At 65.8% G+C, this 21,167-nt stretch carries 15 protein-coding genes; 10 read left to right on the top strand and 5 right to left on the bottom strand.

Translation table 11 applies throughout. The features are described from left to right. Nucleotides 1–42: 42 nt before the first annotated feature. Nucleotides 43–1,071, bottom strand: coding sequence for an AraC family transcriptional regulator (locus ACE103_RS35305; RefSeq protein ID WP_375776778.1), 1,029 nt, complete (start codon nucleotides 1,069–1,071; stop codon nucleotides 43–45). A 263-nt stretch (nucleotides 1,072–1,334) separates the two neighbouring features. Here ACE103_RS35305 and ACE103_RS35300 point away from each other — a divergent pair, with 263 nt between their 5' ends. Both ACE103_RS35300 and ACE103_RS35295 read left to right on the top strand, forming a co-directional pair. Next, nucleotides 1,335–1,784, top strand: a complete 450-nt coding sequence (locus ACE103_RS35300; protein ID WP_016842394.1) for a cupin domain-containing protein — start codon at nucleotides 1,335–1,337, stop codon at nucleotides 1,782–1,784. Between the two features lie 117 nt (nucleotides 1,785–1,901). Further along, entirely contained in the window at nucleotides 1,902–3,395 is a 1,494-nt protein-coding gene (locus ACE103_RS35295; RefSeq protein WP_375776777.1) for a flavin-containing monooxygenase, read from the top strand. On the opposite strand, the gene ACE103_RS35290 is transcribed toward ACE103_RS35295, so the two are convergent. Next, nucleotides 3,392–4,117, bottom strand: a complete 726-nt coding sequence (locus tag ACE103_RS35290) for an alpha/beta hydrolase (protein ID WP_375776776.1) — start codon at nucleotides 4,115–4,117, stop codon at nucleotides 3,392–3,394. The genes ACE103_RS35295 and ACE103_RS35290 overlap by 4 nt on opposite strands. A gap of 153 nt (nucleotides 4,118–4,270) precedes the next feature. Between ACE103_RS35290 and ACE103_RS35285 the strand changes: the two genes are divergently transcribed. Both ACE103_RS35285 and ACE103_RS35280 read left to right on the top strand, forming a co-directional pair. Beyond that, entirely contained in the window at nucleotides 4,271–5,251 is a 981-nt protein-coding gene (locus ACE103_RS35285; protein WP_375776775.1) for a helix-turn-helix domain-containing protein, read from the top strand. Nucleotides 5,252–5,272: 21 nt separating this feature from the next. Further along, nucleotides 5,273–6,340 carry a maleylacetate reductase gene (locus ACE103_RS35280; protein ID WP_375776774.1) on the top strand — a complete coding sequence of 356 codons (1,068 nt, stop codon included), beginning with the start codon at nucleotides 5,273–5,275 and terminating at the stop codon, nucleotides 6,338–6,340. Here ACE103_RS35280 and ACE103_RS35275 read toward each other — a convergent pair whose 3' ends face one another. Then, a complete protein-coding gene (locus ACE103_RS35275) occupies nucleotides 6,341–7,795 on the bottom strand; it encodes a GH1 family beta-glucosidase (protein WP_375776773.1) in 1,455 nt (484 codons plus the stop codon). A 104-nt stretch (nucleotides 7,796–7,899) separates the two neighbouring features. Here ACE103_RS35275 and ACE103_RS35270 point away from each other — a divergent pair, with 104 nt between their 5' ends. The 6 genes from ACE103_RS35270 (at nucleotide 7,900) to ACE103_RS35245 (ending at nucleotide 18,607) form a co-directional block, all read left to right on the top strand. Next, nucleotides 7,900–10,701 carry a M1 family metallopeptidase gene (locus ACE103_RS35270; protein ID WP_375776772.1) on the top strand — a complete coding sequence of 934 codons (2,802 nt, stop codon included), beginning with the start codon at nucleotides 7,900–7,902 and terminating at the stop codon, nucleotides 10,699–10,701. 78 nt (nucleotides 10,702–10,779) lie between these two features. Then, nucleotides 10,780–12,432 (top strand): acetolactate synthase large subunit, encoded by a 1,653-nt coding sequence (locus ACE103_RS35265; RefSeq protein WP_375776771.1) that lies wholly within the window; start codon nucleotides 10,780–10,782, stop codon nucleotides 12,430–12,432. Nucleotides 12,433–12,570: 138 nt separating this feature from the next. After that, nucleotides 12,571–14,211: a phosphoglucomutase (alpha-D-glucose-1,6-bisphosphate-dependent) gene (pgm, locus tag ACE103_RS35260; protein WP_375776770.1), complete on the top strand. Its 1,641-nt coding sequence runs from the start codon at nucleotides 12,571–12,573 to the stop codon at nucleotides 14,209–14,211. Nucleotides 14,212–14,234: 23 nt separating this feature from the next. Then, entirely contained in the window at nucleotides 14,235–15,191 is a 957-nt protein-coding gene (locus ACE103_RS35255; RefSeq protein WP_375776769.1) for an NAD-dependent epimerase/dehydratase family protein, read from the top strand. After that, nucleotides 15,184–16,059, top strand: a complete 876-nt coding sequence (locus tag ACE103_RS35250) for a dihydrodipicolinate synthase family protein (protein ID WP_375776768.1) — start codon at nucleotides 15,184–15,186, stop codon at nucleotides 16,057–16,059. The genes ACE103_RS35255 and ACE103_RS35250 overlap by 8 nt, the downstream gene beginning before the upstream one ends. A 223-nt stretch (nucleotides 16,060–16,282) precedes the next feature. Further along, nucleotides 16,283–18,607 carry a xanthine dehydrogenase family protein molybdopterin-binding subunit gene (locus tag ACE103_RS35245; protein ID WP_375776767.1) on the top strand — a complete coding sequence of 775 codons (2,325 nt, stop codon included), beginning with the start codon at nucleotides 16,283–16,285 and terminating at the stop codon, nucleotides 18,605–18,607. A 202-nt stretch (nucleotides 18,608–18,809) separates the two neighbouring features. Here ACE103_RS35245 and ACE103_RS35240 read toward each other — a convergent pair whose 3' ends face one another. Together ACE103_RS35240 and ACE103_RS35235 are read right to left on the bottom strand one after the other, a co-directional pair. Next, on the bottom strand, nucleotides 18,810–20,006 hold the full coding sequence (locus ACE103_RS35240) for an acyl-CoA dehydrogenase family protein (protein ID WP_375776766.1): 1,197 nt from the start codon (nucleotides 20,004–20,006) through the stop codon (nucleotides 18,810–18,812). Nucleotides 20,007–20,019: 13 nt separating this feature from the next. Next, entirely contained in the window at nucleotides 20,020–21,165 is a 1,146-nt protein-coding gene (locus tag ACE103_RS35235; protein WP_375776765.1) for an acyl-CoA dehydrogenase family protein, read from the bottom strand. Between the last annotated feature and the right edge of the window lie 2 nt (nucleotides 21,166–21,167).

Genomic DNA, 21,167 nt, shown 5'->3' with positions numbered 1-21,167 from the left:
GCCGGATGGGCAGGGCGCTGCCCCGCCGATCGGAACAGCGGCTCAGCTCAGCCGCTGCAGCGTTGCCTTCGGGCTTTCGCCGAACTTGGTGCGGTAGGCGCTCGCCATCCGGCTCAGATGGGTAAAGCCGAGGTCGAATGCAATATCGACGATGCGTTCGCCCGGCCGCGCCGTCTTGAGACGGGCGTTGAGATGGGCGAGGCGGATGTCGAGCAGCATCTCAGAGACGGTGGTGCCGAAGTGACGGCGGAAGCCGAGTTGCAGCGCGCGGATGCCGGTGCCCGCGATCTCCGCGAGCTCGGCGAGATCCAGCGGCTCGGTCGCACGGGTCTCGAGGTAGGCCCGCACGCGCTTCAGCGCGGCCGGCTGGGCCTCAGTGCGGCCGTTGAAGACGTCGATCGCCGAACTCAGGCTGTGTCGCTGCTCGTTGAGCAGGACATTGAGAAACTGTTCGCGCCAATCGGCCGCCGCGACCGCGGGCAACGATTTGCGCGGCCCGAGCTGCTCGGCTGTCGTCACGAGCGCCTCGATCCTGGCGGAGAGCGTCTCGCCGAGCTGCCCGCTCAGCGCGACGGCCGGATCGAACTCGACCGGCTGGACCGCGACGCCGCCAAGCGCTGCCGCGCGATGCTCGACCAGCTTGCGATCGAGCAGCAGGATGAGCTGGGCGCAGTCGTCGCGCCAGGTCATTTCGGTCGGAATCGTCGGCGACAGCAGTGAGGCACAGTGTTGCGGCCCGGTGGTGAGCTCGCGCGCGGTGGTCCGCACCGCGGCCGAGCCGGACAACGGCATCTGCAACAGGAAGAAGCGGTCGAGGCAACCCGGATTGATTGCGACCGATCCGCCATAGGCGACATAGTTGACGGAGAAGCCGTCGAACCCGGCGCAATTGTGGTGCGCGGTAAAATCGCGCTCCGAACGATCGACCGGCATCAGATCGTGCGGACAGAAGATGCGGCCGATCGCTTCCGCCGCGTCGTCGACGCGATCAGTCGCGACGCGCGCGAAATCCTTGAGCCTTGCTCTTGTCGAGCTAGTCCTTGCCGAAACCTCGTTGCCAACAGCTGTCACGCCGGCCGTCCGGAGTTGTTTGAGGTCTAAAACATCAGGCAGCCTAGTGCATCTGCCGGCAAAGGGGAACGCCGTTTCGTCGCGCAATCTGCCCGATCGACGGTCAGGAAGATGCGAAGGCATTGGGCAGATGTCGCCGGCCCGGCGCTCCCGCATTGCAGCATGGTCGCGCAGGCTGCGGATTCGTTTATCGGCTAGACAGCCTCATCGGCTGGCGACAGGCTCCGTGTCGGCAATACGCATCCAAAACTGGAGAGGCTGACATGGGCACGCTCGAAAAAGGCATTACCCGAACCGGCACCGGCTACGGCGGCAAAACCTGGAATATCCTGGGCCAGGTCTACTATCCGAAGGCGATCACCGACTCGACCTTCGCGTTCGAGACTAACAGCGATCCCGGCCAGTTCGTGCCGGTGCACATCCACCCGACCCAGGACGAATTCATCCTGGTGCAGGAGGGCGTGCTCGACCTCAAGCTCGACGGAGTCTGGGTGCAGGCCAAGGCCGGCGACCTCGTGCGCATGCCGCGCGGCATTCCGCACGGCTATTTCAACAAGTCCGACAAGCCGGCGCGGGCGCTGTTCTGGGTGTCGCCGATGCAGAAGCTCGAGGCGCTGTTCGAGAAGCTGCACAATCTGCAGGACCCGGTCGAAGTGGTGCGCATTTCCGCCGAGCACGAGGTGGACTTCCTGCCGCCGGAGGCCAACGACTAGGCCGGCGAGCACCGACGATACGCGCGCGAGGCGGCAATCGCCGGAGTTGGCTCCGGCGATGACGGAGACACGTGCGCGCAGGGAAATGGGCTTGTTCATTCATCGCGGAGACGTTTCATGGTCAAGCAGAAGCATGTGTGCGTCATCGGCGCCGGCATTTCCGGGCTCGCCGCCGGCAAGGCCTTCGCCGGTCGCGGTCACAAGGTGACCATCATCGAGCGCAGCGGCGATCTCGGCGGGGTCTGGGAGCCGGCGCGCTCCTATCCCGACGTACAGACCCAGAGCCCGAAGGAGCTCTATCGCTACACCGACAAGGCGATGCCGGAATCCTATCCGGAATGGCCGAAGGGTCCGCAGGTCCATGCCTACCTGCGCGACTACGCGCGCAGCCATGGGCTCGGCGGCACAATGCGGTTCGACACCAGGGTCGAAGACATGAAGCGTCGCGCCGACGGCAAGCCCGGCTGGACGCTTGAACTACGTTCGACCGACGGCGCTACGGGGCACGAGGATTTCGATTTCGTCGCGGTCTGCACCGGGCAATTCAACGAGCCGCAGTCGCTACCGCTTTCCGGCGAGGACGAGTTCAAGGCGCACGGCGGCCACATCCTGCATTCGTCGCAGTACAGCGATCCTGATCTCGCCAAGGGCCGCAAGGTAGTGGTGCTCGGCGGCTCCAAATCGGCGACCGACATCGCCGTGAATGCGGTCAATTCCGGCGCCAGCGAGGTCACCATCGTGTTTCGCGAGCCGGTCTGGCGGATCCCCTATTTCGTCGGCGGCCTCGTCAACTTCAAGCGCATCCTCTACATCCGCGCCCAGGAGCAGATGTTCGCGAGCTGGGGCATCGGGCCGATGGCGCGCCTCGCGCACGTCGTGGCCAAGCCGTTCGTCTGGGCGAACTGGCGCGGGCTCGAGAGCATGCTGAAGATGCAGCTCAAGCTGAAGCAGTGCGGCATGGTGCCGAAGGAGCGGATCGAGGACGGCGTCAACTGCTCGGTGCCGATCGCGACCCCCGGCTTCTATCCGATGGTTGCCGATGGCCGGATCAAGGCGGTGCAGGGCACTTTCGATCACTATGAGGGCAAGACCATCGTGATGAGCGGCGGCCAGCGCGTCGCGGCCGACGTCGCGGTGCTCGCGATCGGCTACAAGCTCGGTGTGCCGTTCCTGCCTCAGGAGTATCAGACCAAGCTGGTCGAGCCCGACGGGCAGTATCGGCTCTACCGGCTGATCGCCAATCCCGATTTGCCCGACATGGGATTTGTCGGGTTCAATTCGAGCTTCTGCACCGTGCTGTGCGCGGATCTCGCCGCGAACTGGCTGGTGCGCTACGCCGACGGCCAGCTCGCACGGCAGCCGAGCGCGGCCGAGATGCACGACAACATCGCGATGATGCTGAACTTCAAGCGCGTCGAGCGTCCGGCGGCGGGCGTCTATGGCGGGCTGTGCGTCGCGCCCTACCACTTCAAGCATTTCGACGAGCTGTTGGCGGACATCGGCACCAAGGCGTCGCGCCGCAACCCGCTCGTCGAGAAATTCACGCCGCCGGACGCGGACGCCTATGCGCGCTTCCTGGCGACCGCGCCGGAGTATAAGGCCGTGGCTTAATCGCGGCCGGCGTCGAGGAAGGCCTGCGCCAGGCGCTCCGGATTGGAGAAACACAGCTCGTGGCTGCCCGGCACCTGGACCAGGCGGAATAGCCCGAGCTTCTCCGACAGCCGCGGATGCCAGGGCAGGCCGTGCGGCATCGCGGTATCCTCGGTGCAGTTGACGTAGGACTTTGCGATCGGCATCTCGGCCGGATTGGTCCGCAACGCGATCTTGTCCTGGAAGGTCTTCAGCGGATGCGGGTTGAGCTTGTCGTAGGCACGTTGCGCCGTCTCGAGGTCGGCGTCGTTGATGAAGGCTTCGCGCCAGATCGGGAACGGCAGCACCACCGAGCCGTCGCCGCGCTCGGCATGGATGGCGTCGAACAGGCCGCGATAGTGCGGCGGCACCATGTCGTTGAGGCATTCGCCATTGTTGGGCACGAAGGCATTCCAGTACACCAGCCGGCGGATGCGGCTGGCGGCGGCGTCGGCAACGCCCGTGATGACCATGCCGCCATAGCTGTGGCCGACCAGCACGATGTCATTCAGATTGTGCTCGGCGAGATAATCCACGATGGACTGGATGGCCTCGGCAAGGCCGGAGTCCTTGCGGTCGCCGGGCCGGTTGCCCTTGATGGTCGGGGTGTGGACGACATGGCCGGCCTTGCGGATCGCAGCCGCAACCGGCTCAAACTCGGCGCCGGTATGCCAGGCACCATGGACGAGAACATAGGTCGACATGTTGTACCTCCCTCTGTGGTTTGGTTAGATCGATTGCGCGGCTCGGACGGTCGGCCATACGCGCTGACGTCATGCAATTCCTGATGGATATTGACCCGGGGCCACGGAACGCGCTTGGCTGTAACCGAACCGGATTGGGCTCGGAGTGAACTGATGCAGCAAATCGCCGCCGCGGATCGCTCGCGCAGGCTGAGCTGGAATACCGCGGACACACGGCCGGGCGAGCAGTTCGCCTATTATCGCGAGGCGATCTGCCAGGCCTTCATGAACCTGACGCCGGAGCCGCCGGCGACGGCGGGCTTCCTGGCCCGGGTCGAGACCGCTGGGCTCGGCGACGGCGCGGTCAACCGGGTCAGTTTCCCGGAGCATGTCGTGCGGCGCTCGGCCGCTGATATCGCCGCGTCCACACGGCGCTGCTACTACCTCAATCTCAAGCTGGCCGGCCGCTGCCGCATCCAGCAGGCTGGGCGCGAGGTCAGCCTGTCGCCGGGCCAGGTCGGAATCTTCGACAGCGGGCAGCGCTTCTCGCTGCTGCACGACCGCGGCCCCGCGCTGCAGGTCGCCTCGTTCTGGGTGCCGGCCGAGGCGCTCGATGAGCGGCTGCCGTCGGCGCCGGAGGTCGCCCCGGTGCGGGTCTCAGACGACCCGTTCGTCGGCCATCTCATCGCGGAGACGGCGCAGGTGCTGAACAATTCGGCGCTCCGCGCGTCTGACACGGATAACGCCCGGCTGTTCGGTGTTCTGCTTGACCTGGTCGCGCTCAGCCTGTCGCGGACCGGTCGCGCGGGCGCTGCCGAGAGTGCGGGTCTTGCAGATGCAACCTGGCTCGCGCTGCGCCGTGCCGTGGACCGCAGGCTGCGCGAGCCCGGGCTCGGCGTTGCCGCCGTCGCCGCCGGGATCGGCATCAGCGAGCGTTATGTCCACAAACTGTTCGAGCGCGCAGGCACGACATTCGCCAGCCATGTGATGGACCGCCGCCTCGACGGCGCGGCGCGCGACCTCAGGGATACCGCGATCGCCGGGCGTGCGATCGGCGACATCGCGTTCGACTGGGGCTTCTCCGATCTGTCGCATTTCACCCGGCGTTTCCGGCACCGCTTCGGCTGCACGCCGCGCGACTGGCGCCGCGGCTGACCAACCGTTCTGGAAATCGTCATGCCACAGCCGTTCACCTATCAAGTCAGCCCGATGCGGGTCGTGTTCGGGACCGGCACGATCGCACGCCTGGCGGACGAACTCGGCCGGCTCGGCATCGGCCGCGCGCTGGTGCTGGCGAGCCGGCGGCAGCAGGCCGAGCTCGGCGATCTCGGAGGTTTGACCGGCGGCCGCATGGCCGGCGCGTTCGACGGCGCCGTCGTGCACACCCCGGTCGCGGTCACCGAACGTGCGATGCAGATGGTCCGCGAGTTGAAACCCGATGGCGTGGTTGCGATCGGCGCGGGTGCCGCGACCGGCCTCAGCAAGGCGATCGCGCTGCGCACCGACCTGCCGCAACTGATCGTCCCCACCAGCTACGCCGGCTCCGAGATGACGCCGGTGCTCGGCGAGACCGTCGACGGCGTCAAGACCACGCAATCCTCGCCGAAGATATTGCCCGAAGCCGTGATCTACGACGTCAACCTGACGATCTCGATGCCGGCAAAATTCTCCGCGATATCAGGCCTCAATGCGATCGCGCATGCGGCCGAGGCGCTGTATGCGCGGGATGGCAATCCGATCACGTCGCTGATGGCGGAAGAGGCGATTGCAAAGCTTGCGTCGTCGCTGCCGGACGTGATCGCGCGGCCGCACGACCTCGATGCGCGGTCCGATGCCCTGTATGGCGCGTGGCTATGTGCGGTCTGTCTCGGTACGGTCGGCATGGCGCTGCATCACAAGCTCTGCCACACCGTCGGCGCGCTGTTCGACCTGCCGCATGCCGAAACCCATGCGGTACTGCTGCCGCACACCATCGCCTACAACACGCCGGCCGCGCGCGATGCGATCGGCCGCGCCGCGCGGGCGCTCGGGGTTGCCGATGCGGCCGATGGCCTGTTCGATCTGTCGGCAAGGCTCGGCGCGCCGCGTTCGCTCGCCGAAATCGGCATGCCCGAAGACGGTATCGCAAAAGCGGCCGCACTCGCCACCAAAAATCCTTACTGGAATCCGCGGTCGATCGAGGAGCGCGCGATCAGCGACCTGCTCCGGCGGGCGTGGTCGGGCGCGCGGCCGCAGGCCGGATGATCACACGCCGATGGCGTTGCGCGCGATCACGTCACGATAGAATGCCGCGCTCAGTTTCGGTACCCGTGCCTGGGTCTCGAAATCGACGCGATAGAGGCCGAAGCGCTTCGCATAGCCGAAGATCCATTCGAAATTGTCCATCAGGCTCCACAGGAAATAGCCGTGGACCGGGACGCCGTCGGCGGTCGCGCGCTGCAATTGGGCGAGGTAGTTGCGCAGGAACATGATGCGGTCGAGGTCGTAGATCTGCCCGTCCGGCTGCACCTTGTCCTCGCCGGAGGTGCCGTTCTCGCTGATGTAGATGCTCTTGATGTTCCAGAGCTTGGCGGCAATCCGCGGCGCCCAGTAGATCGTCTCCGGTGCGATCCGCAGCCAATCCGAACTCATATGCGGGAACGAGGCCGGCATTGGCAACGGCTTCCAGCCGGGGGCTGAGTCGGTGGCGAGGACATAGCAGTGCGGCGCGTAGATGTTGAGCCCGACGAAATCGTTCGGTTGCGAAATGATCTTCAGCTCTTCGGCTGTGAATTTGGGCGCGTCAGCGCCGGCATATTGCAGGAAGGCCTCGGTGTACTTGCCTTCAAGGAGGACGCCAAGGAAGCCCGCATTGAGCTCGCGGGTCGCGATCTCGGTGGCGCGGATGTTCTCCGGCGTGTTGACCGCGGGCACGCAGGCGGTGATGTTCTCGGCGGGGCCGACCCGCGTGCCCGGGCGGCCCTTGGCGCGGATCGCCTGCACCGCGAGCCCATGCGCCAGCGCGACGTGGTGGCGCGCCTGGTTCACCTCGGCCGGCGGGAGCGTCAGCCCCGGCGCGTCGACGCCGAGCGCATAGCCGAAGGGGAGGAAACGCCCGACCTCGTTGAGGGTGAAGATGTTCTTCACCCGGTCGGTCATTCGCTGGGCCACGTAGCCGGCGTAGTCGCCGAATGCCTTCGACGTGTCGCGCGAGCGCCAGCCGCCGACGCGGTCCTGCAACGCCTGCGGCAGGTCCCAGTGATAGAGCGTGGCATAGGGCTCGATGCCGTTTGCGAGCAACTCGTCGACCAGGCGGTTGTAGAAGTCGAGGCCCTTCGGATTCGGCGTACCGGTGCCGTCGGGAAACACCCGCGACCACGCGATCGAGAAACGGTAGGCCCTGGCGCCGAGATCCTTGATGAGCCGGACATCTTCCTTGTAGCGGTGATAATGGTCGTTGGCGCGATCGCCGGTCGAGCCGTCCTCGATCTTGCCCGATGTGTGGGTGAATGTGTCCCAGATCGACGGGCCGCGGCCGTCCTCATTGACCGCGCCCTCGACCTGGTAGGACGAGGTCGCGGTGCCCCAGACGAAGCCGGCCGGAAAGTTTGTGCCATTCGGCCGCGGAGCGTGGTTCGCGGCCTCGGCAGGGTCGGTCAAACCGAGCGCCGAGAGGCCAGCAAGGCCCGCAAACTGCCGGCGCGAGAATTTTCCGAACATCATTGTCTCCCGTCGCCGCATGTCGCGGCTGGAATGCCGGCCGCAGGTTAGCCTTCCGCCCCGCGGTTGAGCAACAAGGGCCGGTAGGCCGATGCGAGTGCGCAGTGATCGATGCGAGCCATTGCGATGTCAGATGTCGCGGAGTTGTCAGTTTTGTGGCGACATGTTCTCTACTAGATTGCCTGCTACGTCCTTCCGCAATGACATCAGAATATCCCGAGATCTCGGTGAGCTGCGCAATGAACAAGCCTGCGACAAACGTCCGAACCGCGTTGCTGCGTCGTCTTGCCACGGCAATCGGCTTGCTGCTGGCGACAGCCGTTGCAGCGCAGGCCGAGCAGACATTTTCGTTCGACAGTACGCCCGGAAGGTTGCCGAAGACGGTTGTCCCGTTGAGTTATGCGATCGAGCTGACGCCGGATATCACCGGCCTGGCGCTGCCTGGCGTGGAGACCGTCGACATCGAGGTGCGTGGGCCGACAGCGCAGCTGACGCTGAATGCGATCAGCACGACGTTTGCCGAGGCCACGATCGATAACGGCGCACAGCGCGCGGAGGTCGTGACCGACGCTACCGCGCAGACCGCGACGCTGACCTTCGCCAAGCCGCTTGCGGTGGGCCGGCACAAGCTCCGCATCGCGTTCACGGCGCAGATCAACAAGTTCGGCACCGGACTGTTTGTGGTCGACTATCCGACCCCGAGCGGGATCAAGCGGCTGATCTCCAGCAAGCTGGAGCCGGCCGATGCAAGGCGGATCTTTCCGTGCTGGGACGAACCGTCGTTCAAGGCGAGCTTTGCGCTGACCGTCGTGATCCCGCGCAATCTGCTCGCGGTCGGCAACATGCGTGTGGCGAGCGAGGAGCCGGCAGCCGGCGATCGCAAGAAGGTCACGTTCGAGCCGACGCCGAAGATGTCGAGCTATCTGTTCGTGCTCACGGTCGGCGAGCTCGAACGCGTCACGGCGGATGCCGGCGGCGTCACCGTCGGTGTGGTGACGACGGAGGGCAAGAGCGGGCAGGGCCGGTTTGCGCTCGACAGCGCGGTGAAGCTGCTCGGCTATTACAACGACTATTTCGGCGTCAAATATCCGCTGCCGAAGCTCGATTTGATTGCCGTTCCCGGCGGGTTCGGCGGCGCGATGGAGAACTGGGGTGGCATCACCTTTTTCGAGAGCCGGCTGCTGTTCGACCCCGCGACCAACGCGGAGACCGCCAGGCGCGGCATCTTCGCCATCATCGCGCATGAGATGGCGCATATGTGGTTCGGCGACCTCGTCACCATGGCGTGGTGGGACAATCTCTGGCTCAACGAGGGCTTTGCCAGCTGGATGGCGACCAAGGCCTCGGAGCAGTTCTATCCGCAATGGCAGAGCTGGTTGAACGGCACCAGCGCGAAACAGTTTGCCATGGCGCTCGATGCGCGCCGCACCTCGCACCCGGTGCAGCAGCCGATCGCCGATCACAGCGAAGCGGTCACGGCGTTCGACGCCATCACCTATAACAAGGGCCAGGCGCTGATCCGCATGCTCGAGACCTATCTCGGCGAGCAGGCATTCCGCGACGGCATCCGCAAATACATGGCCGCGCATGCCTACAGCAATTCCACCACCGCCGATCTCTGGCAAGCGCTCGAGACGTCCGGCGGCAAGACGATCACCGGCATCGCCGCCTCCTTCACCGAGCAGGACGGCGTGCCGCTGGTCGTGGCCGAGACGGCCTGCGATGGCACCGCGCAGCGTCTGATGTTGCGGCAGGACCGCTTCGTGATCGCCCCGGCCAACGATCCGCCGCTGCCGGCCCACGACTGGCAGATCCCGGTCGCGGCTGGACCGGCGCAGGGCAAGCCGTTTGACGAGATCCTGCTGAAAGGCAGTACAGATATTCCGGCCGGCGCATGCGGCGATGCCATCAAGGTCAATCTCGGCGACGTCGGTTACTTCAGGGTCGAATACGGGCCGAAGAACCGTGCTGCGCTGCTGAACGCATTCCCGCAAATGCAGGTCGTCGACCGGCTCAATGTCGTCACCGACAGCTGGGCAATGGTGCAAGCGGGCCGGGCTGAAGCACCGTCCTATCTCGCGCTGCTCGATGCGCTCGATACCGGCGACCATCGCGCGGTGTGGGATCAGGTCATCTCGACCTTTGCCACGCTCAACCGCCTGTCGCGCGACCGCAGCGAGCGGGGGGTGATCCAGGCCTATGCCCGCGCCAAGCTGCGCCCGGTGTTCGACCGGATCGGATGGGATGGCGGCGGCTCGGGCGACGACGACACCGCGCTGCTCCGCGCGAGCCTGATCTCGACGCTTGGCGACCTCGGTGACGCGGCCATCATCGCCGAGGCGAAGCGGCGCTTTGCAGCGTTCCTCGAAGATCCCAAATCGCTGCCGACCTCGCTGCGCGATGCGGTCACCCATGTCGTCGGCATCACGGCCGATCGGGCGACGTATGACAAACTGCTGGCGCTCGCGCGCAACAGCACGGCGACCAATGAACGGCTGCGCTATTATTTCGCGGCGGCCAGCGCCCGCGATGCTGAGCTGGCGCGCGCGACGCTGGCGTTGACGCTGACCAACGAATTGCCCGACACGATCGTCACAGGGATGATCAATTCGGTTGCGTCCGCAGGCGAGCATCCGCAGCTCGCCTGGGACTTCGTCCAGGCGAATTTCGATACGTTGCTGGCCAGGCAAGGGCCGAACTTCCGCGACCAGTTCGTGCCGAACTTCATGATCAATTTTACCGATCAGGACCACGCGGCACAGCTCGCCGCGTTTGTCCCGTCGCAATCGACCAGCGGCGGGCGGGTGACGGTGGCGCGCTCCTTGCAAGCGATCGCGATCTCGGCCGATCTTGCCGCACGTGTGCTCCCCGCCGCCGACGCCTGGATCAGGGCGCACAAGCCGTGAGATCGCGAGGGAGTTTCCGGCGGCGCGCGATGCGGCTATGCTCCGCGCGCGGCATGCAATCAACGATGCGAGGCTGATATGGTCAAAGGTTCCGATTTGCTGGTCGCCGCCCTCGAGAATGAGGGCGTGGAACGGGTGTTCGGCGTTCCCGGCGAGGAGAATCTCGACGTCGTCGAGAGCCTGCGCAAATCCTCGATCAAGCTGATCGTGACCCGCCACGAGCAGGCGGCGGCGTTCATGGCGGCGACCTATGGCCGGCTGACCGGAAAGCCCGGCGTCTGCATGACGACGCTGGGCCCCGGCGCGCTGAACCTCACCACGGGTGCGGCCTATGCACTGCTCGGCGCGATGCCGATGGTGATGCTCACAGGCCAGAAGGGCATCTTGAGCAGCCGGCAGGCCAAGTTCCAGATCGTCGACATCGTCAACACGTTCCGTCCGCTGACCAAGTTGTCGCTGCAGATCGTCAGTGGCGCCACCATTCCGACGTTGGTCCGCGACGCCTTCCGGATCGCGACGCAGGAGCGGCCGGGGCCGGTGCTGCTCGAACTACCGGAGGATATCGCGCGCGAGGAGATCGCGCCGGTCGAAATCGTGCCGCCGCACCCGATCGAAATTCCGATCGCGCATACGGCTGCGCTCGACCGCGCCGCCGACATGATCCTGAAGGCGCAGCGTCCGCTGATCATGCTTGGTGCTGCGGCATCGCGCCCGCGCTCGACCGCCGGCATCGGCGACTTCGTGCGGCGAACCAAGATCCCGTTCTTCACCACACAGATGGGCAAGGGCACGGTCTCCGGCGGCACCAACCAGTATATGGGGACGGCCGCGCTGAGCGAGCGCGACTATGTGCATGAGGCGATCGACCGCGCCGATCTTATCATCGCGATCGGTCACGACACGATCGAGAAGCCGCCCTTCATCATGGGGCCGAAGGGACCGCAGGTGATCCATGTCAGCTACACGGCGGCAAATGTCGAACAGGTCTACTTCCCGCAATGCGAGGTGATCGGCGATGTCGGGCCAAGCCTCGAACTGCTGGCCGACCGTGTCGCGGGAAAGCTGCCGTCGGCCAGCGCGTTGCTCAGCCTGCGTGAAAGCATCCTGGCGAAGATCACCGATCGCGCCACCGAGGGCCGCTGGCCGCCGACGCCGCAGCGCATCGTGCACGATGTGCGCCAGGTCATTCCCGAGGATGGCATCGTCGCGCTCGACAATGGCATGTACAAGATCTGGTTCGCGCGCAACTACCGCACGCTGCTCGCGAACTCGCTGCTGCTCGACAACGCGCTCGCCACCATGGGCGCCGGCCTGCCGTCGGCGATGATGGCGGCGATGCTCTATCCGAAGAACCGCGTGCTCGCGGTCTGCGGCGACGGCGGCTTCATGATGAACTCGCAGGAGCTCGAGACCGCGGTCCGCCTCAAGCTCAATCTGGTGATCCTGATCCTGGAGGATTCCGCGTACGGCATGATCCGCTGGAAGCAGGCGGTCGACAACTTCCCGGATTTCGGCCTCACCTTCGGCAACCCGGATTTCGTCAAGTACGCCGAGAGCTACGGCGCCAAGGGTTCGCGGATCGAGAGCACGGAGGCGATCGTCCCGACCCTGGAGCGCGCCTTCTCCGGCGGCGGCGTGCATCTCGTCGTGGTGCCGGTCGATTATACCGAGAACAAGCGGGTGCTGGTCGACGAGCTGCGCGAGAAAGTAAGGCAGATCGACGTCGAATAGCGGATTGCCGCAGACGGCTCGGAACGAAATGCCGTCGGCTTGATTGAACGTAAGCCGCCATGGTAGCACGCCCAGATGTTACGCAATGAGCATCACTCGTTGTGCTGATGGTCGGCGATACCAGATCTGAGAGGTCACGTGACTGCACCAAATCCTGCCGCCGGCAAACCCATCGATCCCTCCGCGCTTGCAAATGTGCCGCGGCTGGTCACGGCGTATTTTGCCGGCAAGCCCGATGCCAGCGATCCCACCCAGCGGGTTGCCTTCGGCACCTCAGGCCATCGCGGCTCGTCGCTGAAGAATTCCTTCAACGAGGACCACATCCTCGCCACCACGCAGGCGATCTGCGACTACCGGCGCGAGAAGGGGCTCACCGGGCCGCTGTTCATCGGTATCGATACCCATGCGCTGGCCGAGCCGGCGCTCGCCAGCGCTGTGGAGGTGTTCGCCGCGAACGGCGTCGAGATCATGATCGACGCACAGGGCGGCTACACCCCGACGCCGGTGATCTCGCACGCCATCCTGAGCTACAACAAGGGCCGCAGCAGCGGCCTTGCCGACGGTGTCGTCATTACGCCGTCACACAATCCGCCGGAGGACGGCGGCTACAAATACAATCCGCCGCATGGCGGCCCGGCCGACACCGATGTCACCGCCGTGGTCGAGAAGAACGCCAATCGCACCATCGAGGCCGGTCTCAAGGGTGTCGCGCGAATGCCCTATGATCGTGCGCGCAAGGCGGCCACCACGCATCTGCATGACTACATCACGCCCTACGTGGCCGATCTCGGCAACACCGTCGATCTCGCGCTGATCAAATCCGCCGGCGTCAGGATCGGCATCGATCCGCTCGGCGGCGCCGCGGTGCATTACTGGCACCCGATCATTGCGCGCTACGGCATCAACGCGTCAGTGGTCAACGAGGCGGTCGATCCGACCTTTCGCTTCATGACCGCGGATTGGGACGGCAAGATCCGGATGGACTGCTCGTCGCCTTATGCGATGGCGAGCCTGATCGGGATGCGCGACCGGTTCGACGTTGCCTTTGCCAACGATACCGACGCCGACCGCCATGGCATCGTGACGCGCTCGAACGGGCTGATGAACCCGAACCACTTCCTCGCCACCGCGATCGCCTATCTGTTTGCGCACCGGCCGCAATGGAGCAAGGATGCCGCGATCGGCAAGACCATCGTGTCGAGCTCGATCATCGATCGTGTGGCGAAGAAGCTCGGTCGCAAGCTGGTCGAGACGCCGGTCGGCTTCAAATGGTTCGTCGAAGGGCTCGGCGGCGGCGGCTTCGGCTTTGCCGGCGAGGAGAGCGCCGGCGCCTCGTTCCTCAAGCGCGACGGCTCGGCCTGGACCACGGACAAGGACGGTATCATCCTCGGCCTGCTGGCGGCGGAGATCATCGCCAAGACCGGCCGTGATCCCAGCGAATTGTTCAACGAGCTGACCGCCGAACTCGGCGTTCCCTATTATGAGCGCATCGATGTCGCGGCGACGCCGAAGCAGAAGAATGCGCTGAAGGCGCTTGGGCCCGAGCAGCTCAACATGACCGAGCTCGCCGGCGATCCCGTGCGCGCGGTCAGGACCAAGGCGCCGGGCAACGATCAGCCGTTCGGCGGCATCAAGGTCGAGAGCGAGGCCGGCTGGTTTGCCGCGCGTCCCTCCGGCACCGAGGATGTCTACAAGATCTACGCCGAGAGCTTCCGCGGGCCGGATCATCTGAAACAGATCCAGGGCGATGCGCAGGCCGCGATCGCCAAGGTGTTCTGAAGGCGCGGGGCCGGGCGGAATTCATGCGCGTATTGTTGACCGGTTCCTCCGGCTGGCTCGGCCGCTTCCTCGCGCCGCGGCTGCGACAGGCCGGCCATGACGTGACTGGCCTCGATGTCGTTGCGGGTGAGGCGACCCATGTGGTCGGCTCGGTGGCCGACCGGTCGGTGGTCGATCGGGTGTTCGGCGATCACGGCATCGAGGCCGTGATCCATGGCGGCGCGCTGCACAAGCCTGACATCGCGCGATTCGCGCCGCAGGCCTTTGTCGACGTCAACGTGTCAGGCACCCTCAATCTGCTGCAGGCGGCCGCGGCCGCCGGCCATGACCGCTTCGTCTTCACCTCGACGACGTCGCTGATGATCTCGCAGGCGATCCGCGACGAGGAAGGCCATGCGGCGGCATGGCTTGACGAGACAACAGGGCCGCTCGAGCCGCGCAACATCTACGGCGTGACGAAGCTTGCCGCCGAAGGGCTGTGCCGGCTCTTCAGTCGCGAGCATGGGCTGAATTGCGCGGTGCTGCGCACCAGCCGCTTCTTTCCCGAGGACGACGACACCATCCGCAACATCCACGGCGAGAACCTGAAGGCGACCGAATTGCTGTATCGCCGCCTGACGGTCGAGGATGCCGCCGATGCCCATGTCGTGGCGCTGGAGAAGATCCGCGGCTTCGAGGTGTTCGTGATCAGCGCGGCGACGCCGTTTGCGCGCAGCGATGTGGCCGACCTGAAGACCAACGCGGCCGGCGTGATCGCGCGCCATTTCCCCGATGCGCCAGCGCTGTTCGCACGTCGGGGCTGGCATCTGCCGCATTCGATCGGCCGGATCTACGATGCGAGCAAGGCCGAGCGGCTGCTCGGTTTCCGCGCGGTAACCGACTTTGCAGCGGTGCTCGGCGCCCTGCGCAGCGGCGAGCCGCTTCCCTTTGCGCACGATCCCGATTATGTCTCGCCGTCAACGAGGCTCGCAAATGGCTGATTTTCACGGCGTCTTTCCCTACCTGGTGTCCCCGGTCGATCCCGCCGGCCATGTCCGCACCGAGGTGCTGGGCCGGCTCTGCGACGATCTGATCAAGGCCGGTGTCCACGGGCTGACGCCGCTCGGCTCGACCGGCGAATTCGCCTATCTCAACAATGCGCAACGCATGCAGGTGGTGGCGACCGCGATCGAGGCCGCGCAGGGCCGCGTGCCTGTTGTCGCCGGCGTCGCCTCGACCTCGACGGCGGATGCGGTGGCGCAGGCCAAGGCCTATCAGAAGCGCGGTGCTGCCGGCATTCTCGCGATCCTGGAGGCGTATTTCCCGCTCAGTGACGCCCAGGTGGAATCCTACTTCCGCGCTATCGCCGACGCCGTCGACATTCCGGTCGTGATCTACACCAACCCGAATTTCCAGCGATCCGACCTCACGCTCGACGTCATCGCGCGCCTCGCCGAGCATCCGCGGATCGGCTACATCAAGGACGCCTCGACCAACACCGGCCGGCTGCTGTCGATCATGAACCGCTGCGGCGACAGCCTGAAAGTGTTCTCGGCCTCCGCCCATATTCCGGCTGCGGTGATGCTGATCGGCGGCCATGGCTGGATGGCGGGACCTGCCTGCATCATCCCGCGGCAGAGCGTCGAGCTCTACAATCTGTGCCGGCGCAACCGCTGGGACGAGGCGATGGCCCTGCAGCGCAAGCTCTGGCGCATCAACGAGGCGTTCGCCCGCTTCAACTTGGCGGCCTGCATCAAGGCCGGGCTCGCGATCCGGGGCTACGATGTCGGCGACCCCGTGCCGCCGCAGGCGCCGCTCACGGCCGAGCAGCGCAAGGTGGTCGAGGCCGCGTTGCGCGATCTCGGTTGAAGCCGGCTTGCGGGATGCATCGGCTCTAACCATCTCGTCATTCCGGGGCGATGCGTTAGCATCGAACCCGGAATCCATAACCACCATCGGGAGTATGGATTCCGGGCTCGCGCCAAGGGCGCGCCCTCAGATGCGCAATTGCTGATCGGGGAATGACAGCCAGTTGTGTGGCTCCGAAAATCCGTTAAAACCCGCCGAAATTTCTGAAATCAAGGACCCTCCGATGAACATTCTTCCCGGCAATATGCGTTTTGGTGCGGGCCAGCCGGTCAAGCGCCTGGAAGACCAGCGGCTGCTCACCGGGAAGGGGCATTTCATCGACGACAAGCCGCAGGACGGCGCGCTCTGGCTGCACGTGCTGCGCTCGCCGCATGCCCATGCCAACATCAAGTCGATCGACGCCAAGGCCGCGCTCGAGATGTCCGGCGTCAAGGCGGTCTATACCGGCGCGGACCTCGTGAAGGACGATATCGGCACGCTGCCGACGCTCGCGATCTTCAAGCGCCCCGATGGCTCGCCGATGACTGTGCCGCCGCGGCGCCTGCTGGCGCATGAGGTTGTGCGCTACGCCGGCGAGGGAGTCGCGGCAGTGGTCGCGACCTCGCGGGTGCTGGCGCAGACCGCGGCCGAGGCGATCGAGGTCGATTACGAGGTGCTGCCTTCGGTGGTCGATCCGGTCGAGGCGATCAAGCCGGGCGCGCCGGCGGTCTGGCCGGAGGCGCCCGACAACATCGTGGCCGCGATGAGCTATGGCGACGCCGTCAAGGTCGAGGCAGCTTTTGCCAGCGCCGCGCACAAGGTGTCGCTCGACCTGGTCAGCCAGCGCCTGGTGCCGTCGGCGATGGAGCCGCGCTCGACGATTGCCGAGATCGAGAAGAAGACCGGCCGGCTGATTCTCCATGTGCAGTCACAGACCCCGGGCTCGACCCGCGATCTGCTGGCGGAATCGATCCTGAAGCGTCCGAAGGACAGCGTGCGTGTGCTGGTCGGCGATATCGGCGGCGGCTTCGGCCAGAAGACCAGCCTTTATCCCGAAGACGGCATCGTCGCCTATGCCGCGACCAAGCTGAATGAGAAGATCCGCTGGCGCGGCGACCGCACCGACGAGTTCGTCGGCGGCACCCATGGCCGCGACCTGACCTCGACCGGCGAGTTCGCGCTCGACGCCAAGGGCCGCGTGCTGGCCTATCGCGTGCGTTCGATCGGCGGCACCGGCGCCTACTCGTCGGGCACCGCCAACATCATTCCGCTAGTGCTCGGCCCATTCGTGCAGACCGGCGTCTACGATCTGCCGCTGGTGCATTTCGAGGTGAAGTCGGTCATGACCAACACCGCGCCGGTCGGCGCCTATCGCGGCGCCGGCAGGCCCGAGGCGGTGTTCATCGTCGAGCGGCTGTTCGATGCCGCCGCACGCCAGATCGGCATGGACCCGCGCAGCATCCGCAAGGTCAACTACATCAAGCCGGCGCAGCTGCCCTATACCAACGCGGTCGGACAGGTGTACGACTCCGGCGCCTTCGCCCACATGCTGGAGCGCGCGTCCGACTTGGCCGACTGGAACGGCTTTGCCGCGCGCAAGAAGGCGGCGAAGAAGAAGGGCCTGCTCTACGGTCGTGGCCTGACCAGCTACATCGAATGGACCGGCGGCCGCGCCCACACCGAAAACGTCTCGCTGCATGCGACCGCCGAAGGCCGCGTCGTCCTGCATTCCGGCACCATGGCGATGGGGCAGGGCCTCGCCACTACGTATACCCAGATGATCGCCGATACGCTCGGCATTGCCATGGACAAGATCGACGTCATCCAGGGCGACACGGATCTCGCCACCGGCTTCGGCAGCGTCGGCTCGCGCTCGCTGTTCGTCGGTGGCACCGCGGTCGCGGTCTCCAGCAACGACATGATCAACAAGGCGCGCGACAAGGCCTCCCACCTGCTCGAAGCCTCCGTCGGCGACATCGAGTATCGCGACGGCTTCCTCACCGTGGTCGGCACCGACAGGCGCATCAGCCTGTTCGAGATCGCGCAGAAAGAAAGCGGCGCAAAGCTCTCGGTCGAGAGCGAGGGCAATGTCGACGGCCCGAGCTGGCCGAACGGCACCCACATCTGCGAGGTCGAGATCGATCCCGAGACCGGCGTGACGCGCGTGGTGCGCTACACCACGGTCGACGACGTCGGCGTCGCGGTCAATCCGATGCTGGTGACGGGGCAGGTGCATGGCGGCGTCGTCCAGGGCATCGGCCAGGCCCTGTACGAAGGCGTGGCCTACAGCGAGGAAGGTCAGCTGCTGACCGCGAGCTATCAGGACTATTGCATCCCGCGCGCCTCCGACGTTCCGCCGATCACGGTGACGCTCGATCCCTCCGCGCCGTGCAAGACCAATCCGCTGGGCGCCAAGGGCTGCGGCGAGTCGGGCGCGATCGGCGGGCCGCCCTGCATCACCAACGGCGTGATGGATGCCTTGAGCGAGGTCGGCATCACCCAGCTCAACACGCCGCTGACGCCGGTGAAGATCTGGCAGGCGATCCAGGACGCGAAGGCGGGGACCTAAGCACGCCGATGCCTTTCACCCTCCCCTGGAGGGGGAGGGTCGTCACGCATCGTCAGATGCGTGACGGGGTGGGGTGATCTCTCAGCTGAGGCAGTGCTCGCGAGGAGGGACTTTCACCCCACCCCGCCGCTCCTTTCAGTCGCGTCGACCCTCCCCCTCCAGGGGAGGGTACGGGGAAACGGCGAATTCGCCCAAACGCGGCCTACAGCCCCAACACCATCTTCGCGATGATGTCGCGCTGGATCTCCGACGAGCCGCCGAAGATCGTATACGCCCGCCCGTTGAGATATTCCGGCACCACCGGCAGCAGTTCCTCCGGGATCGGCGGCTCGTGGTTCAACCGGTAGAACGGCCGCGCCGATTCGACGGCAAGGCCGTCCTGGCCGATCACGTCGACGCCGAGCCGCGTCACCGCCTGGCGGATCTCGCTGACCCGCAGCTTGATCAGCGACGACACCGCGCCGGGATTCTGTCCGGTTTGCAGCGCCGACAGCACCCGTAATTCGGTCATCTCGAGCGCATCGATATCGACCTCGACCTCCGACATCCGCATCGCGATGTCGGGGTCCTCGATGGCGCGGCCGGTGACCTCGGAGCCTGCGAGATCGGAGATCGTCTTCAGCGCCTCGCGCAGCTTGGCCGACGCGATGCCGGAGCCGCGCTCGAATTCGAGCAGATATTTGCCATAGGTCCAGCCCTTGCCTTCCTCGCCGACGCGGTTGGCGACCGGCACGCGGACGTCGTCGAAGAACACCTGGTTGACCTCGTGGTCGCCGCCGATGGTCAGGATCGGGCGCGTGGTGATGCCCGGCGTCTTCATGTCGATCAGGATGAAGCTGATGCCGTCCTGCTGCCGCTCGCCGTCATTGGTGCGCACCAGCGCGAACATGCGGTTGGCGTGATGCGCATGCGTGGTCCAGATCTTGGTCCCGTTGATGATGTAGTCGTCGCCGTCGCGCACCGCGCGGGTCTTCAGCGACGAGAGATCGGAACCCGAACCCGGCTCGGAATAACCTTGGCACCAGTAGTCTTCGCCGGAGAGGATCCGCGGCAGGTAAAAGTTCTTCTGCTCGGGCGAGCCGAAGCCGATGATGACGGGACCGACCATCTTCACGCCCATCACGTTGACATTCGGCACGCCGGCGCGGGCGCATTCGGCCTCGAAGATCCAGCGTTGCGCCGGCGTCCAGTCCGGCCCGCCATGGTCGACCGGCCAGCCCGGCGCGCCCCAGCCCTTCTTGTGCAGCGCGCGCTGCCAGGCCATGCCGATATCGGGATCGGAGAACACCGACGGCGTCAGCGCGGTGGCGCGCTTCATTTCCGGCGTCAGGCCACTGGCGATGTAGTCGCGGACTTCCTTCTCGAAAGCGCGCTCCTCGGCACTGAAGGTGAGATCCATGGTGCGCTCTCCGTTAGGCGTGGGCGCGGCCGCTCAGCGCGGCGTGGCGGCGATAATGATGGGCGCTGCCGCCGAACAGCGTGTCGAAGGCGAGCAGCCGCTTGAAATAGGCGCCGATGTCGAGTTCTTCCGTGACGCCCATGGCGCCGTGCAGCTGCACCGCCTGCTCGGCGACGAAGCGCGCGCATTTGCCGATCTTCGCCTTGGCGCCGGAGGCAGCACGGCCGCGGGCCACCGGCTCGGCGTTGGCCATCAGCGCGGCGCGCAATGCCATCGAGCGCGCCTCGTCGACCTGCATCGCGACGTCGGCAAGGCGATGGCGGATCACCTGATTGGCCGACAGCGGCCGGCCGAACTGCTTGCGGATTTTGGTGTATTCGAGCGTGGTGTCGAGCAGCGTCTGCATGATGCCGACGGCTTCCGCGCCGAGCGCGGCCATCGCACGATCGATCACGGTCTCGATCGCGGGCAGCGCATCCTTGCCGTCGCCGAGCAGTGCGTCGGCCGGCAATTGCACATCCCTGAGATCGAAATTGCAGCCGCGCCCGCCACCGAGCCGCGCGTAGTCGCGCAGGGTGAGGACGGGTGTTCCTGCGGGCACCAGGAACAGGCCAAGCTTGCCGGATGCGCCGTTGGCATTGGCAACGCGGGCCGAGACGATGATCTGGCTCGCCGCAGCGCCGTCGAGCACCGCGATCTTGCTGCCGCTCAGCCGCCAACCGTCGGCGGTTTTCGTCGCTGTGGTGTCGACATGGGCGAGGTCGAAGCGCGCGGCGCGCTCCGAATGCGCGAAGGCGAGCGTGAGCGCGCCTTCGGCGACCTTGGGCAGGATCGCCTGCTTTTGCGCCTCGGTGCCGCATTCGGCGACCAGCGCGGCGCCGATCACGACGGTGGAGAGGAATGGCTCGGACACCAGTCCGCGTCCGAATGCCTCCATCAACAGCCCGATCTCGATCGCGCCGCCGCCAAGCCCGCCATGGGCTTCGCTGATCGGCAGCGCCAGCCAGCCGAGCTCGGCAAACTGTTTCCAGATTGCGGGCGAATAACCCAGCGGGTCGTTCGCCGTCTTCTTGCGATGCTCTGACGTGAAGGTCTCCGCCACGAAGCGGTCGGCACTTTCGCGCAGCAGGCGCTGCTCGTCGCTGAGGGTGAGGTCCATCT

The sequence above is a fragment of the Bradyrhizobium sp. ma5 genome, from assembly GCF_042258955.1.
Classification (GTDB): Bacteria; Pseudomonadota; Alphaproteobacteria; order Rhizobiales; family Xanthobacteraceae; genus Bradyrhizobium.
Note: the sequence above shows the minus strand (reverse complement) of the source record. Positions and strands in the feature narration are given on the sequence as shown.

Excerpts from the sequence above, each read along its gene's own strand:
- ACE103_RS35250 (WP_375776768.1), top strand. The coding sequence starts at position 15,184 with ATGGCTGATTTTCACGGCGTCTTTCCCTACCTGGTGTCCCCGGTCGAT.
- ACE103_RS35280 (WP_375776774.1), top strand. The coding sequence starts at position 5,273 with ATGCCACAGCCGTTCACCTATCAAGTCAGCCCGATGCGGGTCGTGTTC.
- ACE103_RS35275 (WP_375776773.1), bottom strand. The coding sequence starts at position 7,795 with ATGTTCGGAAAATTCTCGCGCCGGCAGTTTGCGGGCCTTGCTGGCCTC.
- ACE103_RS35285 (WP_375776775.1), top strand. The coding sequence starts at position 4,271 with ATGCAGCAAATCGCCGCCGCGGATCGCTCGCGCAGGCTGAGCTGGAAT.
- ACE103_RS35235 (WP_375776765.1), bottom strand. The coding sequence starts at position 21,165 with ATGGACCTCACCCTCAGCGACGAGCAGCGCCTGCTGCGCGAAAGTGCC.
- ACE103_RS35265 (WP_375776771.1), top strand. The coding sequence starts at position 10,780 with ATGGTCAAAGGTTCCGATTTGCTGGTCGCCGCCCTCGAGAATGAGGGC.
- ACE103_RS35255 (WP_375776769.1), top strand. The coding sequence starts at position 14,235 with ATGCGCGTATTGTTGACCGGTTCCTCCGGCTGGCTCGGCCGCTTCCTC.
- ACE103_RS35300 (WP_016842394.1), top strand. The coding sequence starts at position 1,335 with ATGGGCACGCTCGAAAAAGGCATTACCCGAACCGGCACCGGCTACGGC.
- ACE103_RS35290 (WP_375776776.1), bottom strand. The coding sequence starts at position 4,117 with ATGTCGACCTATGTTCTCGTCCATGGTGCCTGGCATACCGGCGCCGAG.
- ACE103_RS35245 (WP_375776767.1), top strand. The coding sequence starts at position 16,283 with ATGAACATTCTTCCCGGCAATATGCGTTTTGGTGCGGGCCAGCCGGTC.
- ACE103_RS35240 (WP_375776766.1), bottom strand. The coding sequence starts at position 20,006 with ATGGATCTCACCTTCAGTGCCGAGGAGCGCGCTTTCGAGAAGGAAGTC.
- ACE103_RS35295 (WP_375776777.1), top strand. The coding sequence starts at position 1,902 with ATGGTCAAGCAGAAGCATGTGTGCGTCATCGGCGCCGGCATTTCCGGG.